Source organism: Streptomyces sp. NPDC037290 (assembly GCF_055603245.1).
Map to the genome: position 1 here is coordinate 208,288 of NZ_JBVJVZ010000011.1, position 22,262 is coordinate 230,549.

Below are 22,262 nucleotides of genomic sequence, written 5' to 3' on the forward strand. Positions count from 1 at the left end.
TCCCCCCTCCCCCCCCCCCCCCCCCCCCCCCCCCCCCCCCCCCGCCCCCCCCCCCCCCCCCCCCCCCCCCCCCCCCCCCCCCCCGCCGGGTGCGAGGTCCGGGTGCGGGGTCTCACAGGGCCGTGAGGCAGAACTGCACGAGCCCTGCGTCGACATCCAGGATGTTCTGCTTCATGTGCGGCCAGTGCGGGTGGAAGCTGGTGGCGTCGTCGCTCTCCGCCGCGCCCCACTCGACGGTGAACCCGAGGATCTTGCCCTTCGACCGGTCGGTGAAGTGCCGTGCGTAGGCGTAGTCGTCGCTGGTTCCGCAGGTCGGATACAGGTGGAAGCCGGTCTTCGCGGTGTAGGTACGACCCGCCACCCCGTGGACGGCCGCGCAGAACTGCTCGGCGAGCACGATGGAGTCGTCGGCGTCGCCCTTCGGGATGTACTCCCCGTACGTGCCGTTGCCCAGTCCTCGTCTGTGGTCGAAGACGGGGTTGCGGAACGACTCGTCCTTGTCGTGGGACTGGTTCTCGTCGTCTCCCCAGTTGGTCAGCATGTCGTCGGAGTAGCTGTGCACGTCCACGAACCAGCGGGTGCGCGGATGCTGGTCGAGCAGCCAGCGGACGTTGCGGGTCTCCGGTTCCGAGAAGGGGCCGGGTCCCTGGTAGACCTCGGAGACCGGGTCGTCGGAGACCCGTACCGGGGCGCTCGGGGCGAAGGCCTTCCTGAAGTCGAAGAGGAAGTCGTAGTTGCGGTTGATGTCGACGCCGACACGCCCGGCGTCGCCGCCCGCGTGCGCCGGATTGCGGTTCTTGCGCCACAGCGGGTCGACGGTCTGGCTGTAGTGCCGGCCGTCCGGGTTCACCAGCGGGAAGACGACGAGCTCCAGTCCGTCCACGATGCTGCGCACCTGGCCGCTGGTGAAGCGGGTGCCGCCGTATCCGAGGCCGGTACCGGCGGCGTAGGCCTCCAGCAGGTCGGCGGCGAGGTCGACGAGGATCTCGCAGCTGCCCCACTCCCGGGCGTGCACACCGCCGATGAGTACGGCGCAGCGGTGGGTGCCGGCCGGCGCGGAGCCGATCCGCAGGGCGTGGCAGGCCCTGCCCTCGACCGAGGACTCGGGCAGGTCGATGAGTTCGCTCGTCGCCGGGAAGGTGGTGGCCAGGCTGGTGACGGCGGAGTCGACCTCGATGATGTTCAGGTAGGTCATGGCGTCCTCCTAGGCGTCCCGCAGCTTGTCGGCGAGGCCGTGGGGGAACGCGTCGGGCGCGGCGAACCGGTCGCCCTCGCCGACCTCCGCCTGGCGGGCGCGGCCGACGGCCGTGGCGTCCTCGACGGTCGTGACGTAGACGCCTTCGCGTGGGAGGTCAGCGGCCTGCTCGGCGGTCACATAGGCGTCGACGCACCAGCTGCGGTCGTCCAGCTGGCGGGGGTGGGCACGGTCGGGCTGCGCGTCGAGCAACACGGCGCGCAGCGTGTCGGCGTCCCGGGCGGTGACGCGCACGCGCAGGCGGTGTTCGGAGGTGCTGGGCATGACGGCTTCTTCCGGCGCCGTCGGGCTGCCGGGGCGGCGCCCGGCGGCGCGAGTGGAACGGGCGAGGAGCGCGCGCAGTTGATGTGCTGTAGGCATATGCCCGATGTGTACGTCGTAATCTCAGGGTGCTCCGCCCTGGTAGAAGGCGTCAAGCGGGGGGCCGGGCAGGCTGCCGAGGAGGGCGTCGAGGCCGGTCATCAGCTCGCGCTCGTCGTCGTAGTCGGCGAAGCGGGGGACGAGGGCGCGCAGCCGCGGGTAGGCGGCGGCGGGCAGTCGGTGCAGGCCGAGGCGCAACATGACGTCCGGCTCGTCGGGATCGTCGACGACCTGGCGTTTGTCCACCAGGAGGCAGCCGAGGGTCCACGCCACGAAGGTCCGGTAGACCGTCAGCGCGATGGCGTCGTCGAAGCCGGCGCGGGCGAGGACGGCCAGCAGGTGCTCGGTGAGCTGGAGCCAGGCCTGCGGCCGCCGGGCCACGGGCACGGCGAGCGGCCGGGTGGCGACCACGGGCAGGATCTCGGGATGGGCGTGCACCACGCAGGCGAACGCCCGCGCCGCGCGCTGGAGTTCGGTCCGCCAGGGTACCTCGGCCGGTACGGCGTCGCCGCGGGACTGCCGCGCGGAGGTGCGCAGCCGTTCGTTGACCTCCTCGAAGAACGCCTCCACCAGACCGTCCAGCAGGGCCGCCTTGCCGTCGGTGTAGCGGTAGAGGGCCATCGGCTCCACGCCCAGGTCCGCCGCCAGGCGGCGCATGGTCAGGGCCGCGAGCCCCTCACGGTCGACGAGGGCGACTGCCGCGCCGAGCACCAGCGGGCGGCTGAGCCGCCTCCGCCTGTCGGGGTTGTCGCGCTGAGCCATGGCCGCACTCCCGATACGACGTATATTTCATTGTTAATTGTACGTTTTATCCGGCTTATGGGACCCGACTCATGAGGCCCCGTGCCGAGCGCGGGAGAACGCCCGCCGTCGACGGGGCAGCGGTGCGGGTCAGCCGCGGGCGGGCGGCTCCGCGACAAACGCCCCCATGGCGCGCCAGGTGCGCCGGACCTCGCCGGACACGCCGCGCCACCAGGCCTCCGCCGGGAGCTTGCCCGCGGGCTCGAAGGGCTCGCCGGGCCTGGGCGTGGCCACGGCCTGACCGGCTTCCCCGGCCGCTTCCTTCGTCCACTCCCCCGGCTCGGCCCAGGGGTGCGGGGCGAGGTTGAAGGTGCCCCAGTGGATCGGCAGCAGCGCGCCGTGCGGGGCTCCGCCCTGCAGGTCGAGGTGGGCGCGCAGGCCCTCCTCGGGGGTCATGTGGATGTCGGGCCAGAACTCGCTGTACGCGCCGATCTGGATCATCGTGGCGTCGAACGGGCCGTGGGCCGCGCCGATCTCCTTGAAGCCGTCGAAATAGCCCGTGTCACCGCTGTGGTAGATGCGGTGCTCCTCGCCGGCGACGGCCCAGGACGCCCAGAGGGTGTGCTGGGTGTTGCGCAGGCCGCGGCCGCAGAAGTGGCGGGCGGGCGTCGCGGTGAGGGTGAGGCCGCCGACCCGGGTCGACTCGTGCCAGTCCAGCTCCCGCAGCCGGTCCGGCGAGACGCCCCAGTGTTCGAGGTGGGCGCCGACGCCGAGCGGCACGGCGAACAGGGTGTCCGTGCCGGCCAGCGCCTTGATCGTGGGCAGGTCCAGGTGGTCGTAGTGGTCGTGCGAGATGACGACCACGTCGACCTCACCGAGCGCGGCCAGCGGCAGCGGCACGGGGTGCAGCCGCTTGGGTCCGGCGAAGGGGAAGGGGGAGCAGCGCTCGCCCCAGACGGGGTCGAACAGCACGCGGTGGCCGTCGATCTCCGCGAGGACGCTGGAGTGGCCCATCCAGGTCAGCCGCAGTCCCGTGGCGGGCGGCTTGGCGAGGTCCGCGAAGGTCGTGGGATGCACCGGGACGGTGCCCTTCGGGGCACGCAGGGGCCGGGTGTCCTTGTCGAGGAACACCTTGGCGAGGTCCAGCGTGGATCCGGAGGGCCGGGTGCGTGCCGCACCACCGGGGTTCTGGAAGACGCCGTCCTTGAAGTGGGGGGAGCGGCGGATGCGTGCCAGGCGCTCACCTCCCGGGTCCGCGCCGAAGGCCGCCGGCCGCAGCGCGCGGAGCCCTGAGCCCGAGGAACGCAATCCGGTCACGGTACCTCCCGGTGGAGTGGGTGAGGCCCCCATTATGGTCGGCCCCTCCGACAGCCCGCGGCGGCCGGGGTGCCCGTACCGCGCCGGCGCGCACTACTGAACCGGGATTCAGCGCGTTGACACGCCGGGAACCGAGTCCGGACACTGAATCCCGGTTCAGTAAGACCCAAGCCGTGAGGTCCGCCCCGAAACGCGTCCCCGAGGAGACCCCCATGACCGGCCCCGCGCCCCTGATGTCGCTCGTCTGGACCGATCACGTCACCGGCCGCCGGGGCTTCCTTGTCGTGGACCGGCTGGTGCGCGGCGTGGCCAGCGGCGGGCTGCGGATGCGCGCCGGGTGCACCCTGGAGGAGGTGGCGGGGCTCGCCCGCGGCATGACGATGAAGGAGGCCCTGCACTACGACCCCGAGGCCCGTTACGTCCCGCTCGGCGGTGCCAAGGGAGGCATCGACTGCGATCCGCGGGACCCGCGGGCGTACGGGATCCTCGTCCGCTACCTGCGCGCCATGCGGCCGTACATCGAGAGCATCTGGACCACCGGCGAGGACCTCGGTCTGTCCCAGGACCTGGTCGACCGCGCGGCCGCCGAGGCGGGGCTGGTCTCCTCCGTCCAGGCGGTGTATCCCCTGCTGGACGACGAGGCGAGGGCCCGCAAGCGGCTCGCGGACGCCTTCGCGGTCGAGGTGGACGGCATCGGCCTGGACGAGCTGGCCGGCGGCTGTGGTGTCGCCGAGTCGGTGCTCGCCGCGCTGGACCGGGCTGCCGTGCCGTACACCGGCACCCGGGTGGCCGTGCAGGGGTTCGGCACGATGGGCGGGGCCACCGCGCGGTTCCTCGCGCGCGCCGGGCTGACGGTGGTGGCGGTCGCCGACGCCAAGGGCACGATCGCCCATCCGGCGGGCCTCGACATCGAGGCGCTGCTGGCCGCGCGGGACGGCTACGGCACCGTCGACCGCCGTGTCCTGCGCCCCGGCGACCGCGAACTGTCCGGTGACGCCTGGCTGTCGGCCGAAGCGGAGGTGCTCGTGCCGGCGGCGGTGTCGTACGCCATCGACGCCGGCAACCAGGAGCGGATCCGCGCCCGCTGGATCGTCGAGGCCGCCAACATGCCCGTGCTGCCGGAGGCGGAGGAGTCGCTGGCCGCGCGCGGGGTGACCGTGTTGCCGGACGTGGTGGTCAACTCCGGTACGAACGCCTGGTGGTGGTGGACCCTGTTCGGCGACATCGGCGCCGACTCCGACGAGGCGTTCGCGTACATCCGGCGCTCCATGCGCGCCCTGGTCTCGCTGGTGCTCGACCGTGCGCAGGCCGGCGGTACGACACCGCGCACGGCCGCCCACGCCCTGGTGACCGACCGGCTGCCGGTGATCGCGGACCGCTTCGGGTGGTACCGGTGACGGGCCCCGGCGAGCCGTGGTCGCGGGCGGGCCGTCCATGACCCGTCCGGCGTCCGGTCCGGTCCCCGGGTCCCCGGTCCCTGCGGGGCGGACAGCACGGCGGACGCGGTCGGCTGCGGGCCCGTTCGGTGCGGCCGCGGGCCACGGACTAGGGTGACCGCGTGGCGAGAGTGCGGTTGAGCGTGGCCGAGCGGCGGGAGGAGCTGCTGCGGGCCGCCGTCGGGCAGATCGAGGCGCGGGGCGTGGCGGCGGTAAGGATCGCCGACGTGGCCGCGGTGCTCGGGGTGAGCAACGCGCTGGTGCTGTACCACTTCTCCACGAAGGAGAAGCTGGTCGCGGCCGCGTTCGCCCATGCGGCCGAGGACGATCTCGCGCATCTGCGCAAGCTCCTGGGGCGCCGGACGTCCGCGCTCCGCCGGCTGCGGGCCGCGGTGCGCTGGTACGCGCCGACCGGGCAGGCCAAGGGCTGGCGGCTGTGGATCGAGGGCTGGGCGGCGGCCCTGCGCGAGCCGGCCCTGCGGGATGTCACCCGGGACCTGGACAGGCAGTGGAAGGCGGCGATCACCGGCGTCATCGCCGAGGGCGTGGCGGCGGGCGAGTTCGCCTGCGCCGACCCGGCCGGCGCCGCCCTGCGCCTGACCGCGCTGCTCGACGGGCTGGCCGTCCAGCTGACGTCGTACCCGGGCGCGGTGCCGCGGACGCGCGCGCGGGAATGGGCCGACGACGCGCTCGCCCGGGAACTGGGCCTGGACCGAGCCGCACTGACCGAGCGCTAGGTGTATTGATCACGAGCGTTGTTGACGCTGGCCGGTCTTGATCGTGGCGAAGGCCCCCGTGTGTGGTGGAGATGTCTAGGAACGCACCGTCCGCTCCGGCCGTCCCGTCGCCCACGTCGCCGCCGAGATGGGCATCTCCCGTCCCGCAGCCCACAAGTGGATCCGGCGCTGGCGTTTTGAGGGCGAGAGCGGACTCTTCGACCGTTCCAGCCGTCCCCGCAGGACTCCGCACCGCACCCCGGCCGCCACCGAGGCCCGCGTCTGCAAGCTGCGGCAGGACCGCAAGCCGGGCCCGGCACGTATCGGACCGACCCTGGGCCTGCCCGCCTCCACCGTGCACCGCATCCTCACCCGGCACGGCCTGAACCGCCTGGCCTTCCTGGACCGGCCCACCGGCCGGCCCATCCGCCGCTACGAACGCGACCGGCCCGGCGAACTGGTCCACGTGGACGTCAAGAAACTCGCCGGATCCCCGACGGCGGCGGCCACAAAGTCCTGGGCCGACAGGCTGGCCGGGCCCGGCGAAACAGCCTGGGCTTCGACTACGTCCACTGCGCCGTCGACGACCACACCCGCCTGGCCCACAGCGAGATCCACAGCGACGAGAAGGCCGCCACCTGCACCGCCTTCCTGCGCCGGGCGGCAGCCTTCTTCGCCACCTGCGGCATCGACCGCATCGAACGCCGGCAAGCTCACCCGCATCTACCGGCTGCAGACCAACGGCAAGGTCGAACGCTTCAACCGCACCCCGCTCGACGAATGTGCCTACCTGCGGCCCTGACACCACCATCCAAGAGCGGACCGAAGCCCTGGCAGACTTCCTGCACACCTACCACCACCACCGCTGCCACACCGCACTCGGCGGCCCCCCACTCATCAGCCGTCGTCGGCGACGGCAGACCCGCCGACCGCGACAAGGCCATCCGCCGCGCGGGAACCGCGCACGTCGTCGGCCTGTTCGACTGAGCTAACCGAGATCGGGTTCGTCATGGATGGTCAACGCTCCGGCGAGGTCGAGGTCGGCGTTGGTGCCGTGTGCCCCGGCGCGGACGAGCAGCACCGCGCCGAGCGCGGTGCTCCAGAACGTCCTGGTCTCCACGCTGAGTGGTCGACGGGTCCTCCAGCCGCGACTGTCGGTGAGCTGGCTCACGAAGCGCTCGGACTGCCGGAACAGCAACTGGAGGTGCTGGTCCACCACGGGGGCGAGTTCGGGCTTGGAGATCCCGGCGGCGAGGGCTCGCGCGACTGACGGGAGCGAGGGCATGGCCAGTACGGCGCGGGCGATGTTGCGTCGAAATGTCGCCGCGTCGGGGGCTTGGCGACCGATGCGTTCGATCCGTCGGGCGTCGTGCAGCAAGCCGAGAAAGGCGGCGTGCACGAGCAGCGAGTCCTTGGAGCCGAAGTAGTAGGTGACCTGATTGGGGAAGACGCCCGCCGCGTTCGCGATCTCCGCGACGCTCACCTCAGCGCCGGGCCGCTCCTTGCAGAGCCGGGCAGTTGCCTCAATCAGCCGGCGCCTCGTCGCGCGACCGCGGTCCCGCGACCGAGTCGACGTTGATCGAGTTTCGGTTCGCTTCTTCTCCACACCCGCATTGTATGTGATACAAAAAGGCATTCACTTGTATCGCATACAAGAAAGGTTGAGGGGCATGCACCGGACTGAAGTCGTCGTGACCGGACTCGGCGCGATCACACCACTCGGGGCAGACATGGCGTCCACCTGGAAAGCCCTGCTTGCCGGCGAGTCCGGCATCCGCGGCGGCGTCCTACCCGGCCACGAGGACACCGGCCTCCCCGACACCGTCGCGGGGACGATGGCGATCGACCCTGCCGAGCTGCTGCTGCCGGTGCGGGCCAGGCGGCTCGACCGCTCGCAGCAGGCGGCCTTCGCCGCGGCGGCCGAAGCCTGGGCCGATGCCGGTGCCCCGGAGGTGGACCCGGACCGGCTCGCATCGGCGATCGGCACGGGAATCGGGGGCGTACGGACGCTGCTGAAGGAAGACGACGTACTGGAGGCGGCCGGGACGCGGCGCGTCTCGCCACGTACGGTCCCGATGCTCATGCCCAATGCGGCGGCGGCGCTGATCAGTATCGAATACGGTGCACGGGCCGGGGTCTACACGCCCGTCTCGGCGTGCTCTTCCGGTGCCGAGGCGATCGCCCTGGGGGCCAGGCTCATCCGTGCCGGCGAGGCGGACGTGGTGATCGCGGGCGGGACCGAGGCCGCGATCACCCCGATCACCGTTGCCGGCTTCGCCCAGGCACAAGCACTGTCGCGGCATACCGCCGAACCCGCGTCTGCGTCCCGGCCGTTCGCCGCGGACCGCAGCGGATTCGTCCTCAGTGAAGGCGCTGCTGTCGTGGTGCTCGAAAGCGCCGAGCATGCCAGCGCCCGAGGCGTGCGCGCCCACGCGGTGCTCGCGGGTGCGGGCATCGCCGCTGACGCTCACCACATCACGGCGCCCGCTGCCGACGGCTCCGGTCAGATCTCGGCCATGCGGAAGGCCCTCGCGCAAGCCGGTTTGGCTCCCGGGCAGATCAGCCACATCAACGCCCATGCCACCGGAACTCCGGTCGGCGACGCTGCCGAGGCGCACGCGATCGGGGAGGTCTTCGGCCGCGCCACCGTGACGGCCCCCAAGGCGGCGCTCGGTCATCTCTTTGGCGCCGCCGGCGCGATCGAAGCGCTCATCGCCGTCCTCAGTGTGAAGCACGGCGTCATCCCGCCGACCCGCAACATCACCGCAGCCGGCGTCGGTCCCGATATCGATCTCGATGTCGTCGCAGAGCGACGAGACATCTCCCAGGAGGCCGTGCTCAGTAATTCCTTCGGCTTCGGCGGGCAGAACGTCTCGCTCATCGTCACCAGCGCATGACACCACGCGTCCCGTACGGCCTCAGCGACACCATGACCCACGCGAACGCGCCGTAGTACGACCAGATGGTCAAGTACGCCACCGCCCTGCGCCTGGACACCGCCGAGGCGGAGCAGGTGCTGCGGCGCTTCACCCGCGGCGGCCCCAAGCACCCGACCTGGCAGGCCCTCGAAGAGTCGGGCCGCGCGGCGTGGGCTGACCGCGCTGTTCTGGTCGAACATCAACCCGCACGGCACGTTCCGTCTCGACATGAACAAGGGCCTCGACCTGTCGGGCGTGACCATTCCCGGTCAGCGTGCCGTCGTGAGCGAGCGAGCCGAAAGTGAGTAGACAATGTCTACGGCGCGTGGTAGACACTGTCTATGACTGATGAGGGCTCCCTTCGGGAGCGGTTGATCGATGTCGGGGTCGACCTCGTGCTGACCGAGGGCTCCGCGTCCGTGGGCCTGCGGGAAATAGCCCGGCGAGCGGGGGTGTCGCACGGGGCGCCACGCCGGTACTTCCCCACGCACCACGCACTGCTGTCGGCTATCGGCCGTCGCGGCTTCGAGGACCTGGCAGCCATGTTCGAGGCCGCGGTCGCGGGCACGACCACACCGCGCGGCCAGCTGGAGGCCCTCGCCCGGGCGTACGTCGGGTACGCACTGGAACGCCGCGGCATGTTCGAACTCATGTGGCGGCACGACCTGTTCGACGGCGCGGCACAGGCATCGGAGCAACCGAGGCTGCGCGAGTCGACCCTCCCGCTGTTCCGGCACTTCACCGGACTCGTCACCCGATGCCTGTCGGAGAGGGAGGCCGCGCGAAACGCCGACGGGCCGAACGAGGCCGGACCGCCGCCTGCGGTGACCGCCGCCGCCCTGTGGTCGAACCTGCACGGCGTGGCCCAGCTGTGGGCCTGGGGCAGTCTGCAACTCGCCCTCGGCGCCCCACCGCTGGACGGTGACCCCGGCGACGACCAGCGCGACCGGCTCATCGCGGCAGTGCTGGACGCCCATCTCGGCCCGGCGACCTCATGACCGCCCCCGCACAGCGGCAGATTGCACTTCTGGTCAGCGTGGTCGGCGCGATGATCGTCGCACTGGACGGAACCATCCTGCTGATGGCGCAGCCCGGCATGCAGCGTGATCTCGGCGCGAGCGTGGCGCAGATCCAGTGGACGAGCACCGGCTATCTGGTCGCCGTGGCCGCGTTACTCGTGATCGCCGGGCGCCTCGGGGATCGGTACGGTCACCCGCGCCTGCTGATCGTCGGCGTCCTCGGTTTCGGGGCTGCCTCGGCCGGGATCGCGCTTGCGCCGGCCGTCGGCTGGGTGATCGTCCTGCGCGCGGTGCAGGGCGGGTTCGCCGCGTTCCTACAACCTGCGACGCTCGCGCTGCTACGGCTGGCGTATCCCGCGGACCGGCTCGGCACGCCGATCGCCGTCCGTACCAGTGCGATCGCAGTGGCGGCAGGGTCCGGTCCGCTCCTGGGCGGTGTTCTCGTGGCTCATCTGGGATGGCGCGCCGTCTTCTGGGTCAACGTGCCCCTCGCTTTCGTCATCGCCGTTCTCGCCCTCGCCGTACGGACGCCGGCACCTCAGCGTGCCAACTCCTCACGGCTCAACCTCACCAGCGCGAGCCTGCTGGCGGTCGCGCTCGCAACCCTGGTCCACGCCTTGTCCGATGTACCCGCGCGGGGCTGGACCGCCGCGCCGACGCTGCTCGAATTCCTCGCCGTCATCGGCGTCGCATCGGTGCTCACCTGGCACGAACGCCGCACCACGCACCCGATCGTTCCACCAGCCGTAGCGCGGTCCGTACCGGTGACGGCATCGATGGCGATCCTGCTGGTCACCACCGCCGGCGTGTTCGGCGCGCTGTTCAGGGCCACGTTCTACCTCCAGGACGTACTTCGCCTCGACCCACTCGCCAGCGGTCTGCGCGTGCTCCCGCTGACCGTGCTCATGGTCCTCGGCTCACCCGCCGCGGTCGCGGCACTGCGCCGGTACGGTGCGCGCCGCACCGCGATCGCCGGTACGGTCCTCGTCGTGGTCGGCATCGCGGGGCTGTCCCGACTCGGTCCCGCCAGCACATGGATGGCCATGGCTGCAGTCTTTGCCGCCATCGGTGCCGGGTTCGCCACCGTGATGGTCACCGCCACCGGGACCGTCGTCGGTGACGCGCCGCCCGGGTACGCCGGAGTCGTCAGCGGGCTCAAGCAGACCGCCATGAACATCGGGCCGATCTTCGGCATCGCCGTCGCGGCCGGCGCGACCGGCTCGGCTGTTTCAACCATGAGTTCCACTCTGCTGATCCTGGCCTCACTCGCCGCTCTCGGCCTGCTGCCCGCGTCGCGGCTGCCCCCGCGGCCGGCCCACCGGGAAGGAGACGACGCGACCGCCTCACGCCCGGCGCAAGCACCAACAACACAGGCGGCACCCGCTCGACACACAACCAGTTGAGCAACCGCCGAACACACCCAGGCTGATCCGGTCATGCACCAGACCGATCTTCAGTGTCGGCAAACGATGGCGAGCTCAAGCGGTCAGCGCATCACCGCTGTTCAGAAGGTCAGCGTAGACCTCTGCCGGAGTGCGATAGCCGTGGATCTTGCGAGGGCGGTGGTTGAGCTCATGGGCGATGGCGTCCAGGTCGGCCTGGCTGAACCTGCGGAGGTCCGCGCCCTTGGGCAGGTACTGCCGAAGCAGCCGGTTGGTGTTCTCGTTGGTGCCGCGCTGCCACAGGCTGCGCGGCTTGCAGAGATAGATCGGCATCCCGGTCTCAGCCGTGATGGCCTGGTGCTCGGCCATCTCTCGGCCCCGGTCCCAGGTGAGGGTCCGCCGGAGCTGGGGCGCGCGAGCGCGGCATCGGGCTGCACGTGATCGAGCAGGGCATCGACACGTCGACGTCAGACAAATCGCCGACATAATCGGCGTGCCGAGGTCGACGGTGTACGGGCACCTCGGCAAGACCAGGACCGTGCCCCGCCAACCCAAGAAGAGGGCCGACACACCGTTGCCCAAGCCGGCCTGATCCGCCGGACAGGCCTGGGCCCACCCCCGCCGAACGACACGGCCAGGCGGAACCACCCCCCGCGCACACCCGTGCCCCGCGCCCGCGGGCTGTGCGGGGGCGGGGCACGACGGGGCGGGTCAGGCCACCGAGGCGATGCGCAGCTTGATGTCGTCGGGGGACAACGTGCCCTTCGCGGTGACGTGGTCGCCGGAGGACTCACCGCGCAGGCGGCGGCCGATCCACGGCACGAGGTACTCGCGGGCCCAGTGGACGTCGTCGCGGCGGACCTCGAGCGTGCCCCGGGGCGGTTCCGGCGGCCACGGCTGCTCGGGGTCGGCCGGGACGTCGAGGCCGAGGGCCTGGCCGGCGCGCAGCGCCACACGCGTGTGCCCGTCGGGCGAGAGGTGGAGCCGGTCGCTGTCCCAGGCCCTGCGGTCCTGCACGGACTTCAGGGACCACAGGTCGAGCACCGGACAGCCGTACCGGTCGGCGATGGCGCGGACGTGCCCGTTGTAGGTGGCGATCTTGCCTCGCAGGTGCTTGAGCAAGGGGACACCACGGGTGTCGAAGCCGGTCGTCACCATCACCGTGCCGGCCGCCTCGGTCAGCCGGGCCACGGCGCGCTCGAAGCGCTCGGCCACCTCGTCCGGGTCGGTGCCGGGGCGGATGATGTCATTGCCGCCCGCGCAGAAGGAGACCAGGTCCGGGGCGAGTTCCACGGCCTGGGGAAGCTGGTCCTGCACGATCTGGTCGAGCAGCTTCCCGCGCACCGCGAGATTCGTGTACCTGAACTCACCCTCGGGCCGCCGGTCGGCGAGGAGTACCGCGAACCGGTCGGCCCAGCCCACATACGCCCCGTCGGGCCCGGGGTCGCCGACGCCCTCGGTGAAGCTGTCCCCCACCGCCACGTACGACCCGATCACTGATCTGTTGTCATTCTTCGAATCGTCTGCCACATCGGACCATGATTCACCGTCGGATGTGACCTACGCGACCGTAGGCAGGGGTTGACGAACGGTGAGATAAGACACCCTTAAATGGTTTGCGAACCAGGAATACGCGGTGGTGGGCGGCGTCAGATCACGGCGACGCCGTGCTCACGGAGGTAGCCGACCGGGTCGATGTCGGAGCCGTAGTCCGGGGTCGTACGGATCTCGAAGTGCAGGTGCGGGCCGGTGACGTTGCCGGTGGCGCCCGACAGGCCGACCTGCTGCCCCTCGGTCACCCTCTGGCCGGCCGAGACGGAGAGCCGGGAGAGGTGCCCGTACTGCGCGTAGTGGCCGTCGTTGAGCCTGAGGACGACCTGGTTGCCGTACGCGCCGCCCCAGCCGGCGGAGACGACCGTGCCGGCGGCGACGGCCTTGACCGGGGTGCCGGTCGGGACGACGAAGTCGACGCCCGTGTGGTGGCCGCTGGACCACATGCTGCCGGGCACGTGGTAGCCGGTGCCGATGGTGGCGCCGGCGACCGGGAGGGTGAAGCCGGTGGGGGCGGTCTTCGTGGTGGCGGTGCCGGAGGACCGGGTCGCCGGGGCCGCCTGGGACGCGGAGGGGTGCGAGTCGGACGACGACCGGCTCGGGGCAGCGGGCTCGGTGCGGGTCGGTGCGGCCTGCCGGCCGAGGGCGAGCTTCAGGCCCGGGTGGATCAGCGACGGATCGCCGCCGACGGCCTGGCGGTTGTCGTCGTAGAGGCGGTGCCAGCCTCCGTCGACCCGCTGCTCGTCGGCGATCGTGTAAAGGCAGTCTCCGGACTTCACCGTGTAGGTGTGAACCGCCGAACTCGGCTGCGCAGCGGCCGGCTTCACCGGAGACACAGGGGACCCGGGGGACTGCACGGCCTGTGCGGAAGGGGACTGCGCGGGCGTGGCGGCATGCGCCCCGGCGTTTCCGATGAGCGGCAGGGCCAGGGCGGCGCCGCCGGTTCCGGCGACGGCGATCGAGCGGGAAAGACGCGGGGACTTGGGGCGTCGGTGCTTGCCCTTACCAGGCATGGCGCATTCCTCTCCGGCGCCTGCGAGGTGAGCTGTCGGGTTCGGGCTGGAGTTGCCCGGCCGTGCGATCACGGCTTCACCCCGAGCCTGTCGCGGAGACCGGACAGGCAGTCGTACCTGGTGGGTCCCCCGCTCCTGCCGAACGCGGGTCAAGTGTGTGGGACGCCGGGCGGCGGCAGGATTCGGCGTTCCGCCCGGATCGGTGGCGAACGTAAGCGAGCAGGACGCGGGAAACAAGCAGCCGGTTCCCGCCGTTCGCGTGGCGGAAGATCGGATCCGGGACATGAAGTCACCCTCCGTGAATTCCCTCTTCCCGCACCCTTCCCCTTTTCCTTTTCACATGGGAATTACGTGAACATGACGCGCGACGCACGGTCACGAATATGACGCTCCTCACGCACACCCGGCCATGATTCCTTATGTCGCAACGAGTTGGGATTAATATGCCAATTAGGACAGAAATCTCAGATGCGACGCAGCCGGATGACCGTTGCATCCAGGTCACCCTTGAGCCCGGTTCGCAGTCCGTGGTGCAGGAGTACGGCACCCCGGTGCACTTTGCCTGTTTCGCGACATTCGTACGACGCCGTCGGGTCGAGTCCGCGCAGGCGCAGCGCCGGGACCGGCTCGCCGTAGCTCTGCGCCTGGAGCCAGGCGACGACCACCGCCTCCTCGTCCAGGACGTACTGCACGGCACTCAGACCGCCCGCCGGCGGCCGCAGCCGGTACAACTCGCCCTGCTGGACGACCGGGCGGATCTCCTTGTAGAGATCGACCCACCGCCGGGCCTCGGCCAGCTCCTGATCGCTCCACTCGGTGAGGTCTCCGCCGACTCCGAGAACGCCCGCCATGGCGCTGACGAAGCGGAACCGCAGGGAGCTGACCCGGCCGTTGAGCTGGGTGTTCGGGCTGTCGGTGACCCAGGCGGCCATGACCCGGGCGGGGTGGATCTGACTGAAGCCGTGCTGGATCGCGAGCCGGTCCAGCGGGTCGGTGTTGTCGGAGGTCCACACCTGGTCGGTGCGGCTCATGACCCCGAGGTCGATCCGGCCGCCCCCGCCGGAGCAGGACTCGAAGGCGACGGAGGGATGGGCCGCGCGCAGCCGGTCCAGCAGGGCGTAGAAGGCGCGGACGTGGTCCACCCACAGGCGCTGCGGATACGGCTCGCCGGGCCAGCCGGCGTCAGTGAAGCAGCGGTTGAAGTCCCACTTCACGTAGTCGATCGGTGCGCTGGAGAGCAGGGCGTCCAGCCGCTGCCAGAGGTACTCCTGGACGTCCTCTCGGGCGAGGTTGAGGACGAGCTGGTTGCGTAGTTCCGTCCGCTTACGACCCGTTTGGTACTGCACCCAGTCGGGATGGGCGCGGTACAGGTCGCTGTCCGGGTTGGTCATCTCGGGCTCGACCCAGATGCCGAACTGCATCCCGAGGCCGTGCACCTGGTCGGCGAGGGGCTTCAGGCCCTGCGGGAAGCGGGCGGGGTTGGGGGTCCAGTCGCCGAGGCCGGCACGATCGCTGGTGCGGGCGCCGAACCAGCCGTCGTCCACGACGAACAGCTCCACACCGATCCGGGCGGCCCTGCGGGCGAGCGCGAGCTGCTGCTCCTCGGAGATGTCGAAGTTCGTCGCCTCCCACGAGTTGAAGAGGACCGGGCGGTTCCGCCCGGCGTCCGGGATGACGTACGTGCGCTGGTAGGTGTGCCAGGCGCGGCTCGCCCCGCCGAATCCGCCGTCGCTCCACAGGCCCGCGAAGACCGGGGTGGTGTACGACTCCCCCGGCTGGAGGAGCAGCAGGCCCGAGTCGTCGTAGCCGGCGCCACCGGTGATCTGCACGCGCGCGTCCGGGAGCCGGGCGACCGCGATCCGCCAGGAGCCGGACCAGCCGAGCGCACAGCCGTAGACCTCGCCGCGCTCCTCGGTGGCGTCGGTGTCCAGCGCGACCCAGGGCAGGTGCTGGTGGCCGGTGTGGCCGCGACGGCTGCCGATGACCTTCTCGCCGTAGGTGAGAGGGGCGGTGGCGAGGCGGGACTCGGCGGCCCAGCGGCCGTGCAGCTGGGACAGCCGCCAGCCCTCGCGGTCGGGCAGGGTCCAGGTGGCCGCATCGGCCCGCAGCAGCTCCACGCGCGCGTCCCCGCCGTTGTCCACGGTCCCCCAGCGCTCCACGACATCGCCGCGCATGCGGTAGTGCAGGGTGACGGCGAGGCCGGCGTCGTCGAAGCGCAGCCTCAGCTCGTCATCCGCCGTCCCGTCCACCTCGTACGCCCGGAAGGTCCACTCCGTGCCGCGGCGCTCGGCGGTGCGCACCGACAGGGCGGGGCGGGCGAACCGGGGGCCGCCCTCGACGGGATACTCCTCGCGGCCGTCGAGCGGGGACTCGAAGGGCCAGTAGCCGGGCAGGGGGTCCTCGGCCAGGGCCTGCGCGTCCGCGAGGGCGATCCGGGGCCCCCAGTGCAGGTGGAGCAGCTCGTCCGCGTCGGTGAGGTGCAGGGCGTAACTGCTGGTGGGCCCCGAGAGGAGCCAGGTACGACCGTCTTCGGCGATGTCCACCACGTAAGACCTCACAGGTGTCAACAGATCCGCTCACGTGCCAACATCATCGGGCCGTGCGGGCGCCGGTGACAATGCCTGTGGACAACTCCTTGCCCGAGGAAACCGATGTCGTATGGTCGACTGAGCGCCCGCCGACGAGCCGCGACGGCGGGATCGGAGCGTGAGGAGCCCCCGTGACGCAGCAGGTCCCGTCGACCGAGCCGGAGCTGGCCGGAGTGCGTAATTTCCGTGATGTGGGCGGGCTGCCGACCGTGGACGGACGGCGGGTGCGGCACGGGGTGCTGTTCCGCAGCGGTCACCTGGCGCACGCGACCGAGGACGACGCGGCCTTCCTCGCCTCGCTGGGTCTGCACACGGTCTTCGACTTCCGCAACGCGGCCGACCAGAAGCTGGAGGGCCCGGACGTCGAGCTGCCCGGCGTGCGGAACGTGAACCTGCCGCTGAGCGATCCGGCGGACGGCGCCGAGTTCTGGAAGATGGTCCGCGACGGCGACCTCGACCAGCTGCGCGGGATCCTCTCCGACGGCAAGGGGGCGGCCCGGATGATCGCCTCGTACCGGTCGATCGTCAAGGAGCGCACCGCCGAGCACTCCCGGGTGCTGCTCGCGCTCGCCGAGGACAGCGTGCCCGCGCTGATGCACTGCGCGGCGGGCAAGGACCGGGCGGGCATCTCCATCGCCGTGACACTTCTGGCGCTGGGCGTGGAGCGCGAGGCGATCGTCGCCGACTACCTGGAGTCCAACGCCAAGCACCGGCGCTACAAGGTCCGCCGCAGCGGCAGCGCGGAGAGCGTGTACACCCCGGAGGTCATGGAGCTGCTGAGCCCGCTCTTCGACGCCCGGGCCGAGTACATCCAGGCGGCGTTCGACACCATCGAGCAGACCTGGGGCGGCGTGGACCCCTACCTGGAGCAGGGACTCGGCCTCACCCCGGCGTCCCGCGACCGGCTGCGCGAACGCCTGCTGGACTGACCGGACCGCGCCGGAACCGCCCCGCGTGTGCTGCCGGCCGCCCGGGATCGCCGGTCGGTCGTCGTCTCAGTTCTTCGCGCCCAGCGCGAACAGCAGATAGAGGAACCCGGCCAGGACGTGGCCGAGGGCGATGTAGATGATCAGGCGGATCCACAGGGAACGGGGGAACGTCGTCTCGTGGTTGCTCATGGCAGTTCTCCGGTCAGCGGCCCCAGGCACAGCGTGGCCGTGGGGCTCTGCAGCAGGGTGTGGACGAACAGCAGCTCGACGCCGTCGTGGTCCTCGGCGGCGAGCCGGTGCGGGGTGAGCGAGTCGAAGTGCGCACTGTCGCCGGGCGCGAGCAGGTGCGTGGTGTCGCCGAGGCGCAGCTTCAGCCGGCCCCGCAGGACGTGGAGCCACTCCTCGCCGGGGTGGACGCGCACGATGTCGCCCTGCGTGCCGTACGGCACGCGCACGCGCAGGGCCTGCATGGCACGGCCCGGCGCCCCCGTCTGGACGTAGGTCCAGCCGCCGGCCCGGGTGGGCTCCATCTCGGCGGCCCGGACGATCGCGTCCCGGTCGGCGACCGTCTCGCCGAGCAGTTCGGAGACCGTCGTACCGTAGATACGGGCGAGGGCCAGCAGCATCGGCAGCGAGGGCTGCCGCTGTCCGGTCTCCAGGCGGGACAGATGGGCCGGTGAGAGGCCGGCGGCACGGGCCGCGGCCTCCAGGGTGAGGCCCGCGCGGCGACGCAGTCCGCGCAACTGCGGTGCGACGGCGGGCAGCTCGTCGCCCGGACCCGCCGGCGGGCCGGCGTCTGAGGCGTTCATGCCTCCATTCAGCCCCAGTTTTGCCTTTGCGGCAATTCTTTTGCCTCTGAGGCAAGAGTCGCAGAATCCACCGCCCTTCCGCTCCCGCCGGCACTCCCTGCTACGATCGGACCCAGGATTTGAACACGTTCAAAACAGGGGGAAGCATGTCAGGGAGCACCACGTCCGACGGAGCCGACTCGCCCGCCGTCCTGCTCGGCCCCACCGCACTGGGCCTGGGCCTCGCGGGCGTGGCGGGCCTGTGTCCGTGGCTCACACTCGGCCTGATCGTCATGATGCTCATCTGCGGCGCACTGGCCGTCACCTTCGGTCTCATGGGGATCCACTACGCCCGGCGTGGCATCGGCCGGCTGTGGACCGGTGCCACGGGTGCCGTCCTGGGCGCGATCGCTTTCGTCTATCCCTTCGTCCTCTTCATGCCGTTCTTCTGGTGAGGGGCGCCGACCGGGTCAGCGGCCCGCCACCGCCTGCTTGATCAGGGTCTTGCCGAAGTCCCACATCAGCCCGCCGCCGCTGTGCGCGTCGTCCATCACGGCACTGAAGGCGTCCACGAACCGGTCGACGTCCGCCTCGTCGACGACCAGCGGCGGGATCAGCTTGATCACCTCCAGGTGGTCGCCGGAGACCTGGGTGAGGATCCGGTGCCGCTGCAGCAGCGGGACGACGACCATCTGCGCGAACAGGCCCTTGCGGGCGGCCTGGAGCATGGTCCAGCGGCCGCGCAGCTTCAGCGAGGCGGGCCTGCCGAACTCGATGCCGATCATCAGACCCCGGCCGCGGACGTCGGCGAGCAGCTCGTACTTGTCGATCAGCGCCGTCAGCCGGGACTTCAGCAGCTCCCCGGTGGTGCGGACACCGGCGACGATCTGCTCCTCCTCCATGACCGACAGCACGGCGAGGCCGCAGGCCATCGCCTGGGCGCCGGATCCGAAGCTCGCCGAGTGGACCAGGACCCGGTCCATGGACGAGTAGACCTTCTTGAAGATCCAGTCCTTGCCGAGCGTGGCGCCGACCGGGACGTACCCGCCGGACAGCGCCTTGGCCACGCACACCAGGTCCGGTTCGACGCCGTCCTCGTGCTGGTAGGCGTAGAAGTCGCCGGTGCGCCCGAGGCCGGTCTGCACCTCGTCGGCGATGAGCAGCGCCCTGTGCTTGTGCAGCAGCTCCTGGGCGGCGCGCAGATAGCCGGGCGGGGCCTCGTGCACGCCCTTGCCCTGGATCGGCTCGACGATCAGGGCGGCCACGTCGCCCTTCCCCAACTCCCTGGCCAGGGCGTCGAGATCACCAAGGGGTACGGCCGTGTCGGGCAGCAGCGGGGCGAAGCCGTCGCGGAAGCCGTTCTCGCCGTTGACCGACAGGGAGCCGGTGGTCAGGCCGTGGAAGGCGTGGTCGCAGTAGAGAACCCTGGGCCTGCCGGTGGCGTACCGGGCGAACTTCAGGGCCGTCTCGACGGCCTCCGTGCCGCTGTTGCCGAAGAACACCCGGTCCAGGTGGGGGCTGTGGGCGAGGAGCCGTTCGGCGAGCAGGCCGGGCAGCGGCTGGCAGTCGAAACGGGTGAGGTCGGCGAGGTCCAGGTCGAGCACGTCGTGCAGGGCCTTGCGGACGACCGGGTGGTGACGGCCCAGGCCCATCACCCCGAACCCGGCGAGCATGTCCAGGTAGTCGTTGCCGTCCGCGTCGAAGAAGTGGGCGCCCTCGGCCCGCTCGTAGAACCTGTCGAAGCCGATGGTGTGCAGCATGCGCGGGAGCTGCGGGTTGAGGTACCTGGCGTGCAGCTCGTAGCGTTCGGCTCCGCGCTCGGCCAGCAGGGCGCCGAGGTCGAACTCCGTGCTCATTCCATCTCCTTGACTGTGCCGCCCGCGTTCTTGACGGCCAGACTCGCGCTGATCCGCCCCGCGATGTCGACGGGCGTGAGACCGATGTCGGCCAGCACCTCGCCGCGCTTGGCGTGGGCGAGGAACTGCTCCGGGATGCCGAAGCGCCGCACCGGCACGTCCACGTCGGCGTCGCCGAGGGCCAGCGCCACGGCGGAACCGACGCCCGCGGAGCGGCTGTTGTCCTCCACCACGGCCACCAGACGGTGCTCCGCGGCGAGGCCCGGCAGCGAGGGGTCGACGGGCTTGACCCACCGGGGGTCGACGACCGTGCAGGTGATGCCGCGCGCCTCGAGCAGGTCGGCGGCCTGCAGACACACCGGCGCCATCACCCCGACGGCCACGAGGAGCACCTCGGGGCGTTCGGCGCGGTGCAGGACGTCCATGCCGCCGGCATGACCGATCGCCGGGATGTCCGGGCCGACCGACTCCTTCGGGAAGCGGACCAGGGTGGGCGCGTCGTCCACGGCGACGGCCTCGCGCAGCTGGGCACGCAGCTGGCCGGCGTCACGCGGGGCGGCGATCCTGAGGCCGGGGACGACCTGGAGGACGGACATGTCCCACATGCCGTTGTGGGAGGCGCCGTCGACGCCGGTGACACCGGCCCGGTCCAGGACGAAGGTGACCCCGCAGCGGTGCAGGGCGACGTCCATCAGCAGCTGGTCGAAGGCGCGGTTGAGGAAGGTGGCGTAGACGGCGACGACCGGGTGCAGCCCGCCGGTCGCGAGGCCCGCCGCCGAGACGGCCGCGTGCTGCTCGGCGATGCCCACGTCCCACACGCGGTCGGGGAAGCGTTCGGCGAACCCGCCGAGACCGACCGGGTGCAGCATCGCGGCCGTGATGGCGACGACGTCGTCCCGTTCCTCGCCGATCCGCACGATCTCGTCGCCGAACACGGAGGTCCAGGACGGCCCCTTGGGCGGGGCGAGCGGCTCGCAGGTCAGCGGGTCCATCGCACCGACGGTGTGGAAGTGGTCCTCCTCGTCGGCGAGGGCGGGTTCGTAGCCGCGGCCCTTCTCGGTGAGGCAGTGGACCAGGACCGGGCCGTGGAAGCGTTTCGCGCGGCGCAGCGCCGACTCGACGGCCCTGATGTCGTGGCCGTCGATCGGGCCGACGTACTTCAGACCCAGGTCCTCGAACATGCCCTGGGGGGCGAAGGCGTCCTTGAAGCCCTTCTTCGCGCCGTGCAGGGACTCGTAGAGGGTGTTGCCGACGACGGGGGTGCGCAGCAGTACGTCCTTGCCCCAGGCGAGGACCTTCTCGTAGCCGTCGGTGGTACGCAGCGTGGCCAGGTGGTTGGCGAGGCCGCCGATGGTAGGGGCGTAGGAGCGTTCGTTGTCGTTGACGACGATGATCAGCGGGCGGTCCCTGGCGGCCGCGATGTTGTTCAGCGCCTCCCAGGCCATGCCGCCGGTCAGCGCGCCGTCGCCGATGACCGCGACCACGTGTCCCTTCTCCCCCTGCACCTGGTGGGCCTTGGCCAGGCCGTCGGCCCAGCCGAGCGCGGTGGAGGCGTGGCTGTTCTCGATGACGTCGTGCTCGGACTCCTCGCGCGAGGGATAGCCGGACAGCCCGCCCTTGCCGCGCAGCTTGGAGAAGTCCTGACGCCCGGTCAGGAGTTTGTGGACGTAGGACTGGTGGCCGGTGTCCCACAGGATGCGGTCGACCGGTGACTCGAAGACCCGGTGGAGCGCGATGGACAGTTCCACCACACCCAGGTTGGGTCCGAGGTGACCGCCGGTCCTCGACACCGCGTGCACCAGGAACTCACGTATTTCCTCGGACAGTTCACCGATCTCCGCCTCGGACAGCGCCTTCAGGTCGCGTGGTCCCCGGATGTTCTCCAGAATGGTCACGCTGGGCCCCCTCTCGGTCCGTGCCTTGCCTCAACTCACTTCGTCTGCGGGGCTCGTCCGCTCGGCGAGCTTCATGGCCTCCTCGATGAGGGTCTCCACGATCCTCGACTCGGGGACGGTCTTGACGACCTCACCCTTGACGAAGATCTGCCCCTTTCCGTTGCCCGAGGCAACTCCGAGGTCGGCCTCACGGGCCTCGCCCGGACCGTTGACCACACACCCCATCACCGCGACCCGCAGCGGCACCTCCAGGCCGGTGAGGCCCGCCGTGACCTCCTCGGCGAGCTTGTAGACATCGACCTGGGCCCGGCCGCAGGACGGGCAGGAGACGATCTCCAGTCGCCGCTGCCGCAGCCCCAGGGACTCGAGGATCTGGATGCCGACCTTGACCTCCTCGACAGGAGGCGCGGACAGGGACACGCGGATCGTGTCGCCGACGCCCTGGGACAGGAGCGCGCCGAAGGCGACCGCCGACTTGATCGTGCCCTGGAAGGCCGG

General features: G+C 71.2%; 20 protein-coding genes, 3 pseudogenes and 1 riboswitch. Of the genes and pseudogenes, 9 read left to right on the forward strand and 14 right to left on the reverse strand.

Features of this window, described 5'->3' with window-relative positions:
* Positions 1-112: 112 nt before the first annotated feature.
* The 4 genes from ACZ7HQ_RS32095 to ACZ7HQ_RS32110 all read right to left on the reverse strand — a co-directional run bounded on the left by ACZ7HQ_RS32095 (position 113) and on the right by ACZ7HQ_RS32110 (position 3,673).
* Positions 113-1,195 (reverse strand): M14 family metallopeptidase, encoded by a 1,083-nt coding sequence (locus ACZ7HQ_RS32095; protein ID WP_470997501.1) that lies wholly within the window; start codon positions 1,193-1,195, stop codon positions 113-115.
* Positions 1,196-1,204: 9 nt separating this feature from the next.
* Complete coding sequence (locus tag ACZ7HQ_RS32100) at positions 1,205-1,519, reverse strand: hypothetical protein (protein WP_470997505.1); 315 nt, start codon at positions 1,517-1,519, stop codon at positions 1,205-1,207.
* Between the two features lie 120 nt (positions 1,520-1,639).
* The gene (locus ACZ7HQ_RS32105; protein WP_470997508.1) at positions 1,640-2,377 is read right to left on the reverse strand and encodes a TetR/AcrR family transcriptional regulator; all 738 of its coding nucleotides are present in this window, start codon (positions 2,375-2,377) and stop codon (positions 1,640-1,642) included.
* Positions 2,378-2,506: 129 nt separating this feature from the next.
* Positions 2,507-3,673, reverse strand: coding sequence for an MBL fold metallo-hydrolase (locus ACZ7HQ_RS32110; RefSeq protein WP_470997510.1), 1,167 nt, complete (start codon positions 3,671-3,673; stop codon positions 2,507-2,509).
* A gap of 212 nt (positions 3,674-3,885) precedes the next feature.
* Here ACZ7HQ_RS32110 and ACZ7HQ_RS32115 point away from each other — a divergent pair, with 212 nt between their 5' ends.
* The 3 genes and pseudogenes from ACZ7HQ_RS32115 to ACZ7HQ_RS32125 all read left to right on the forward strand — a co-directional run.
* Positions 3,886-5,070 carry a glutamate dehydrogenase gene (locus ACZ7HQ_RS32115; RefSeq protein WP_470997513.1) on the forward strand — a complete coding sequence of 395 codons (1,185 nt, stop codon included), beginning with the start codon at positions 3,886-3,888 and terminating at the stop codon, positions 5,068-5,070.
* A gap of 161 nt (positions 5,071-5,231) precedes the next feature.
* Complete coding sequence (locus ACZ7HQ_RS32120; protein WP_470997516.1) at positions 5,232-5,846, forward strand: TetR/AcrR family transcriptional regulator; 615 nt, start codon at positions 5,232-5,234, stop codon at positions 5,844-5,846.
* Positions 5,847-5,934: 88 nt separating this feature from the next.
* A pseudogene (locus ACZ7HQ_RS32125) lies at positions 5,935-6,730 on the forward strand (integrase core domain-containing protein); the annotation flags it as partial.
* A gap of 83 nt (positions 6,731-6,813) precedes the next feature.
* Here the strand turns inward: ACZ7HQ_RS32125 and ACZ7HQ_RS32130 are convergent.
* Positions 6,814-7,461 (reverse strand): TetR/AcrR family transcriptional regulator C-terminal domain-containing protein, encoded by a 648-nt coding sequence (locus tag ACZ7HQ_RS32130; protein WP_470997519.1) that lies wholly within the window; start codon positions 7,459-7,461, stop codon positions 6,814-6,816.
* A 34-nt stretch (positions 7,462-7,495) separates the two neighbouring features.
* Here ACZ7HQ_RS32130 and ACZ7HQ_RS32135 point away from each other — a divergent pair, with 34 nt between their 5' ends.
* From ACZ7HQ_RS32135 to ACZ7HQ_RS32150, 4 genes and pseudogenes are all read left to right on the forward strand, one after another.
* Entirely contained in the window at positions 7,496-8,722 is a 1,227-nt protein-coding gene (locus tag ACZ7HQ_RS32135; RefSeq protein WP_470997522.1) for a beta-ketoacyl-[acyl-carrier-protein] synthase family protein, read from the forward strand.
* A 56-nt stretch (positions 8,723-8,778) separates the two neighbouring features.
* Positions 8,779-8,910 (forward strand): annotated as a pseudogene (locus ACZ7HQ_RS32140) (Tn3 family transposase); the annotation flags it as partial.
* Between the two features lie 174 nt (positions 8,911-9,084).
* Complete coding sequence (locus tag ACZ7HQ_RS32145) at positions 9,085-9,741, forward strand: TetR/AcrR family transcriptional regulator (RefSeq protein ID WP_470997524.1); 657 nt, start codon at positions 9,085-9,087, stop codon at positions 9,739-9,741.
* Positions 9,738-11,165 carry an MFS transporter gene (locus ACZ7HQ_RS32150; protein WP_470997527.1) on the forward strand — a complete coding sequence of 476 codons (1,428 nt, stop codon included), beginning with the start codon at positions 9,738-9,740 and terminating at the stop codon, positions 11,163-11,165. Before ACZ7HQ_RS32145 ends, ACZ7HQ_RS32150 begins: the two co-directional genes overlap by 4 nt.
* A 75-nt stretch (positions 11,166-11,240) precedes the next feature.
* On the opposite strand, the pseudogene ACZ7HQ_RS32155 reads toward ACZ7HQ_RS32150, so the two are convergent.
* The 4 genes and pseudogenes from ACZ7HQ_RS32155 to ACZ7HQ_RS32170 form a co-directional block, all read right to left on the reverse strand.
* Positions 11,241-11,552 (reverse strand): annotated as a pseudogene (locus tag ACZ7HQ_RS32155) (IS30 family transposase); the annotation flags it as partial.
* 303 nt (positions 11,553-11,855) lie between these two features.
* The gene (locus ACZ7HQ_RS32160) at positions 11,856-12,641 is read right to left on the reverse strand and encodes an SGNH/GDSL hydrolase family protein (RefSeq protein ID WP_470997530.1); all 786 of its coding nucleotides are present in this window, start codon (positions 12,639-12,641) and stop codon (positions 11,856-11,858) included.
* Between the two features lie 152 nt (positions 12,642-12,793).
* Complete coding sequence (locus ACZ7HQ_RS32165) at positions 12,794-13,708, reverse strand: M23 family metallopeptidase (protein ID WP_470997533.1); 915 nt, start codon at positions 13,706-13,708, stop codon at positions 12,794-12,796.
* Positions 13,709-13,712: 4 nt separating this feature from the next.
* Positions 13,713-13,868: riboswitch (cyclic di-AMP (ydaO/yuaA leader) on the reverse strand.
* Between the two features lie 304 nt (positions 13,869-14,172).
* Positions 14,173-16,254, reverse strand: a complete 2,082-nt coding sequence (locus tag ACZ7HQ_RS32170) for an alpha-galactosidase (RefSeq protein WP_470997577.1) — start codon at positions 16,252-16,254, stop codon at positions 14,173-14,175.
* Between the two features lie 173 nt (positions 16,255-16,427).
* Here ACZ7HQ_RS32170 and ACZ7HQ_RS32175 point away from each other — a divergent pair, with 173 nt between their 5' ends.
* The gene (locus tag ACZ7HQ_RS32175; RefSeq protein WP_470997536.1) at positions 16,428-17,225 is read left to right on the forward strand and encodes a tyrosine-protein phosphatase; all 798 of its coding nucleotides are present in this window, start codon (positions 16,428-16,430) and stop codon (positions 17,223-17,225) included.
* A gap of 66 nt (positions 17,226-17,291) precedes the next feature.
* Here ACZ7HQ_RS32175 and ACZ7HQ_RS32180 read toward each other — a convergent pair whose 3' ends face one another.
* Positions 17,292-17,414 (reverse strand): DUF6126 family protein, encoded by a 123-nt coding sequence (locus ACZ7HQ_RS32180; protein ID WP_470997539.1) that lies wholly within the window; start codon positions 17,412-17,414, stop codon positions 17,292-17,294.
* Positions 17,411-18,034, reverse strand: coding sequence for a helix-turn-helix domain-containing protein (locus tag ACZ7HQ_RS32185; RefSeq protein WP_470997542.1), 624 nt, complete (start codon positions 18,032-18,034; stop codon positions 17,411-17,413). Before ACZ7HQ_RS32185 ends, ACZ7HQ_RS32180 begins: the two co-directional genes overlap by 4 nt.
* 146 nt (positions 18,035-18,180) lie before the next feature.
* Between ACZ7HQ_RS32185 and ACZ7HQ_RS32190 the strand changes: the two genes are divergently transcribed.
* Entirely contained in the window at positions 18,181-18,468 is a 288-nt protein-coding gene (locus ACZ7HQ_RS32190) for a hypothetical protein (RefSeq protein ID WP_470997545.1), read from the forward strand.
* A gap of 15 nt (positions 18,469-18,483) precedes the next feature.
* Here the strand turns inward: ACZ7HQ_RS32190 and ACZ7HQ_RS32195 are convergent, their stop codons facing one another.
* From ACZ7HQ_RS32195 to ACZ7HQ_RS32205, 3 genes are all read right to left on the reverse strand, one after another.
* Positions 18,484-19,869: an aspartate aminotransferase family protein gene (locus ACZ7HQ_RS32195; RefSeq protein WP_470997547.1), complete on the reverse strand. Its 1,386-nt coding sequence runs from the start codon at positions 19,867-19,869 to the stop codon at positions 18,484-18,486.
* Positions 19,866-21,764: a 1-deoxy-D-xylulose-5-phosphate synthase gene (gene dxs, locus ACZ7HQ_RS32200; protein ID WP_470997550.1), complete on the reverse strand. Its 1,899-nt coding sequence runs from the start codon at positions 21,762-21,764 to the stop codon at positions 19,866-19,868. The genes ACZ7HQ_RS32195 and dxs overlap by 4 nt, the downstream gene beginning before the upstream one ends.
* Before the next feature lie 30 nt (positions 21,765-21,794).
* On the reverse strand, positions 21,795-22,262 hold a 468-nt coding region (locus ACZ7HQ_RS32205), incomplete at its 5' end, for a flavodoxin-dependent (E)-4-hydroxy-3-methylbut-2-enyl-diphosphate synthase (RefSeq protein WP_470997553.1).

What these genes read in the sequence shown, in the direction of transcription:
- ACZ7HQ_RS32095 (WP_470997501.1), bottom strand. Translation starts at nt 1,195, where the DNA reads ATGACCTACCTGAACATCATCGAGGTCGACTCCGCCGTCACCAGCCTG.
- ACZ7HQ_RS32150 (WP_470997527.1), top strand. Translation starts at nt 9,738, where the DNA reads ATGACCGCCCCCGCACAGCGGCAGATTGCACTTCTGGTCAGCGTGGTC.
- ACZ7HQ_RS32130 (WP_470997519.1), bottom strand. Translation starts at nt 7,461, where the DNA reads ATGCCTTTTTGTATCACATACAATGCGGGTGTGGAGAAGAAGCGAACC.
- ACZ7HQ_RS32180 (WP_470997539.1), bottom strand. Translation starts at nt 17,414, where the DNA reads ATGAGCAACCACGAGACGACGTTCCCCCGTTCCCTGTGGATCCGCCTG.
- ACZ7HQ_RS32185 (WP_470997542.1), bottom strand. Translation starts at nt 18,034, where the DNA reads ATGAACGCCTCAGACGCCGGCCCGCCGGCGGGTCCGGGCGACGAGCTG.
- ACZ7HQ_RS32115 (WP_470997513.1), top strand. Translation starts at nt 3,886, where the DNA reads ATGACCGGCCCCGCGCCCCTGATGTCGCTCGTCTGGACCGATCACGTC.
- ACZ7HQ_RS32145 (WP_470997524.1), top strand. Translation starts at nt 9,085, where the DNA reads ATGACTGATGAGGGCTCCCTTCGGGAGCGGTTGATCGATGTCGGGGTC.
- ACZ7HQ_RS32165 (WP_470997533.1), bottom strand. Translation starts at nt 13,708, where the DNA reads ATGCCTGGTAAGGGCAAGCACCGACGCCCCAAGTCCCCGCGTCTTTCC.
- ACZ7HQ_RS32190 (WP_470997545.1), top strand. Translation starts at nt 18,181, where the DNA reads ATGTCAGGGAGCACCACGTCCGACGGAGCCGACTCGCCCGCCGTCCTG.
- ACZ7HQ_RS32195 (WP_470997547.1), bottom strand. Translation starts at nt 19,869, where the DNA reads ATGAGCACGGAGTTCGACCTCGGCGCCCTGCTGGCCGAGCGCGGAGCC.
- ACZ7HQ_RS32100 (WP_470997505.1), bottom strand. Translation starts at nt 1,519, where the DNA reads ATGCCCAGCACCTCCGAACACCGCCTGCGCGTGCGCGTCACCGCCCGG.
- ACZ7HQ_RS32105 (WP_470997508.1), bottom strand. Translation starts at nt 2,377, where the DNA reads ATGGCTCAGCGCGACAACCCCGACAGGCGGAGGCGGCTCAGCCGCCCG.
- ACZ7HQ_RS32135 (WP_470997522.1), top strand. Translation starts at nt 7,496, where the DNA reads ATGCACCGGACTGAAGTCGTCGTGACCGGACTCGGCGCGATCACACCA.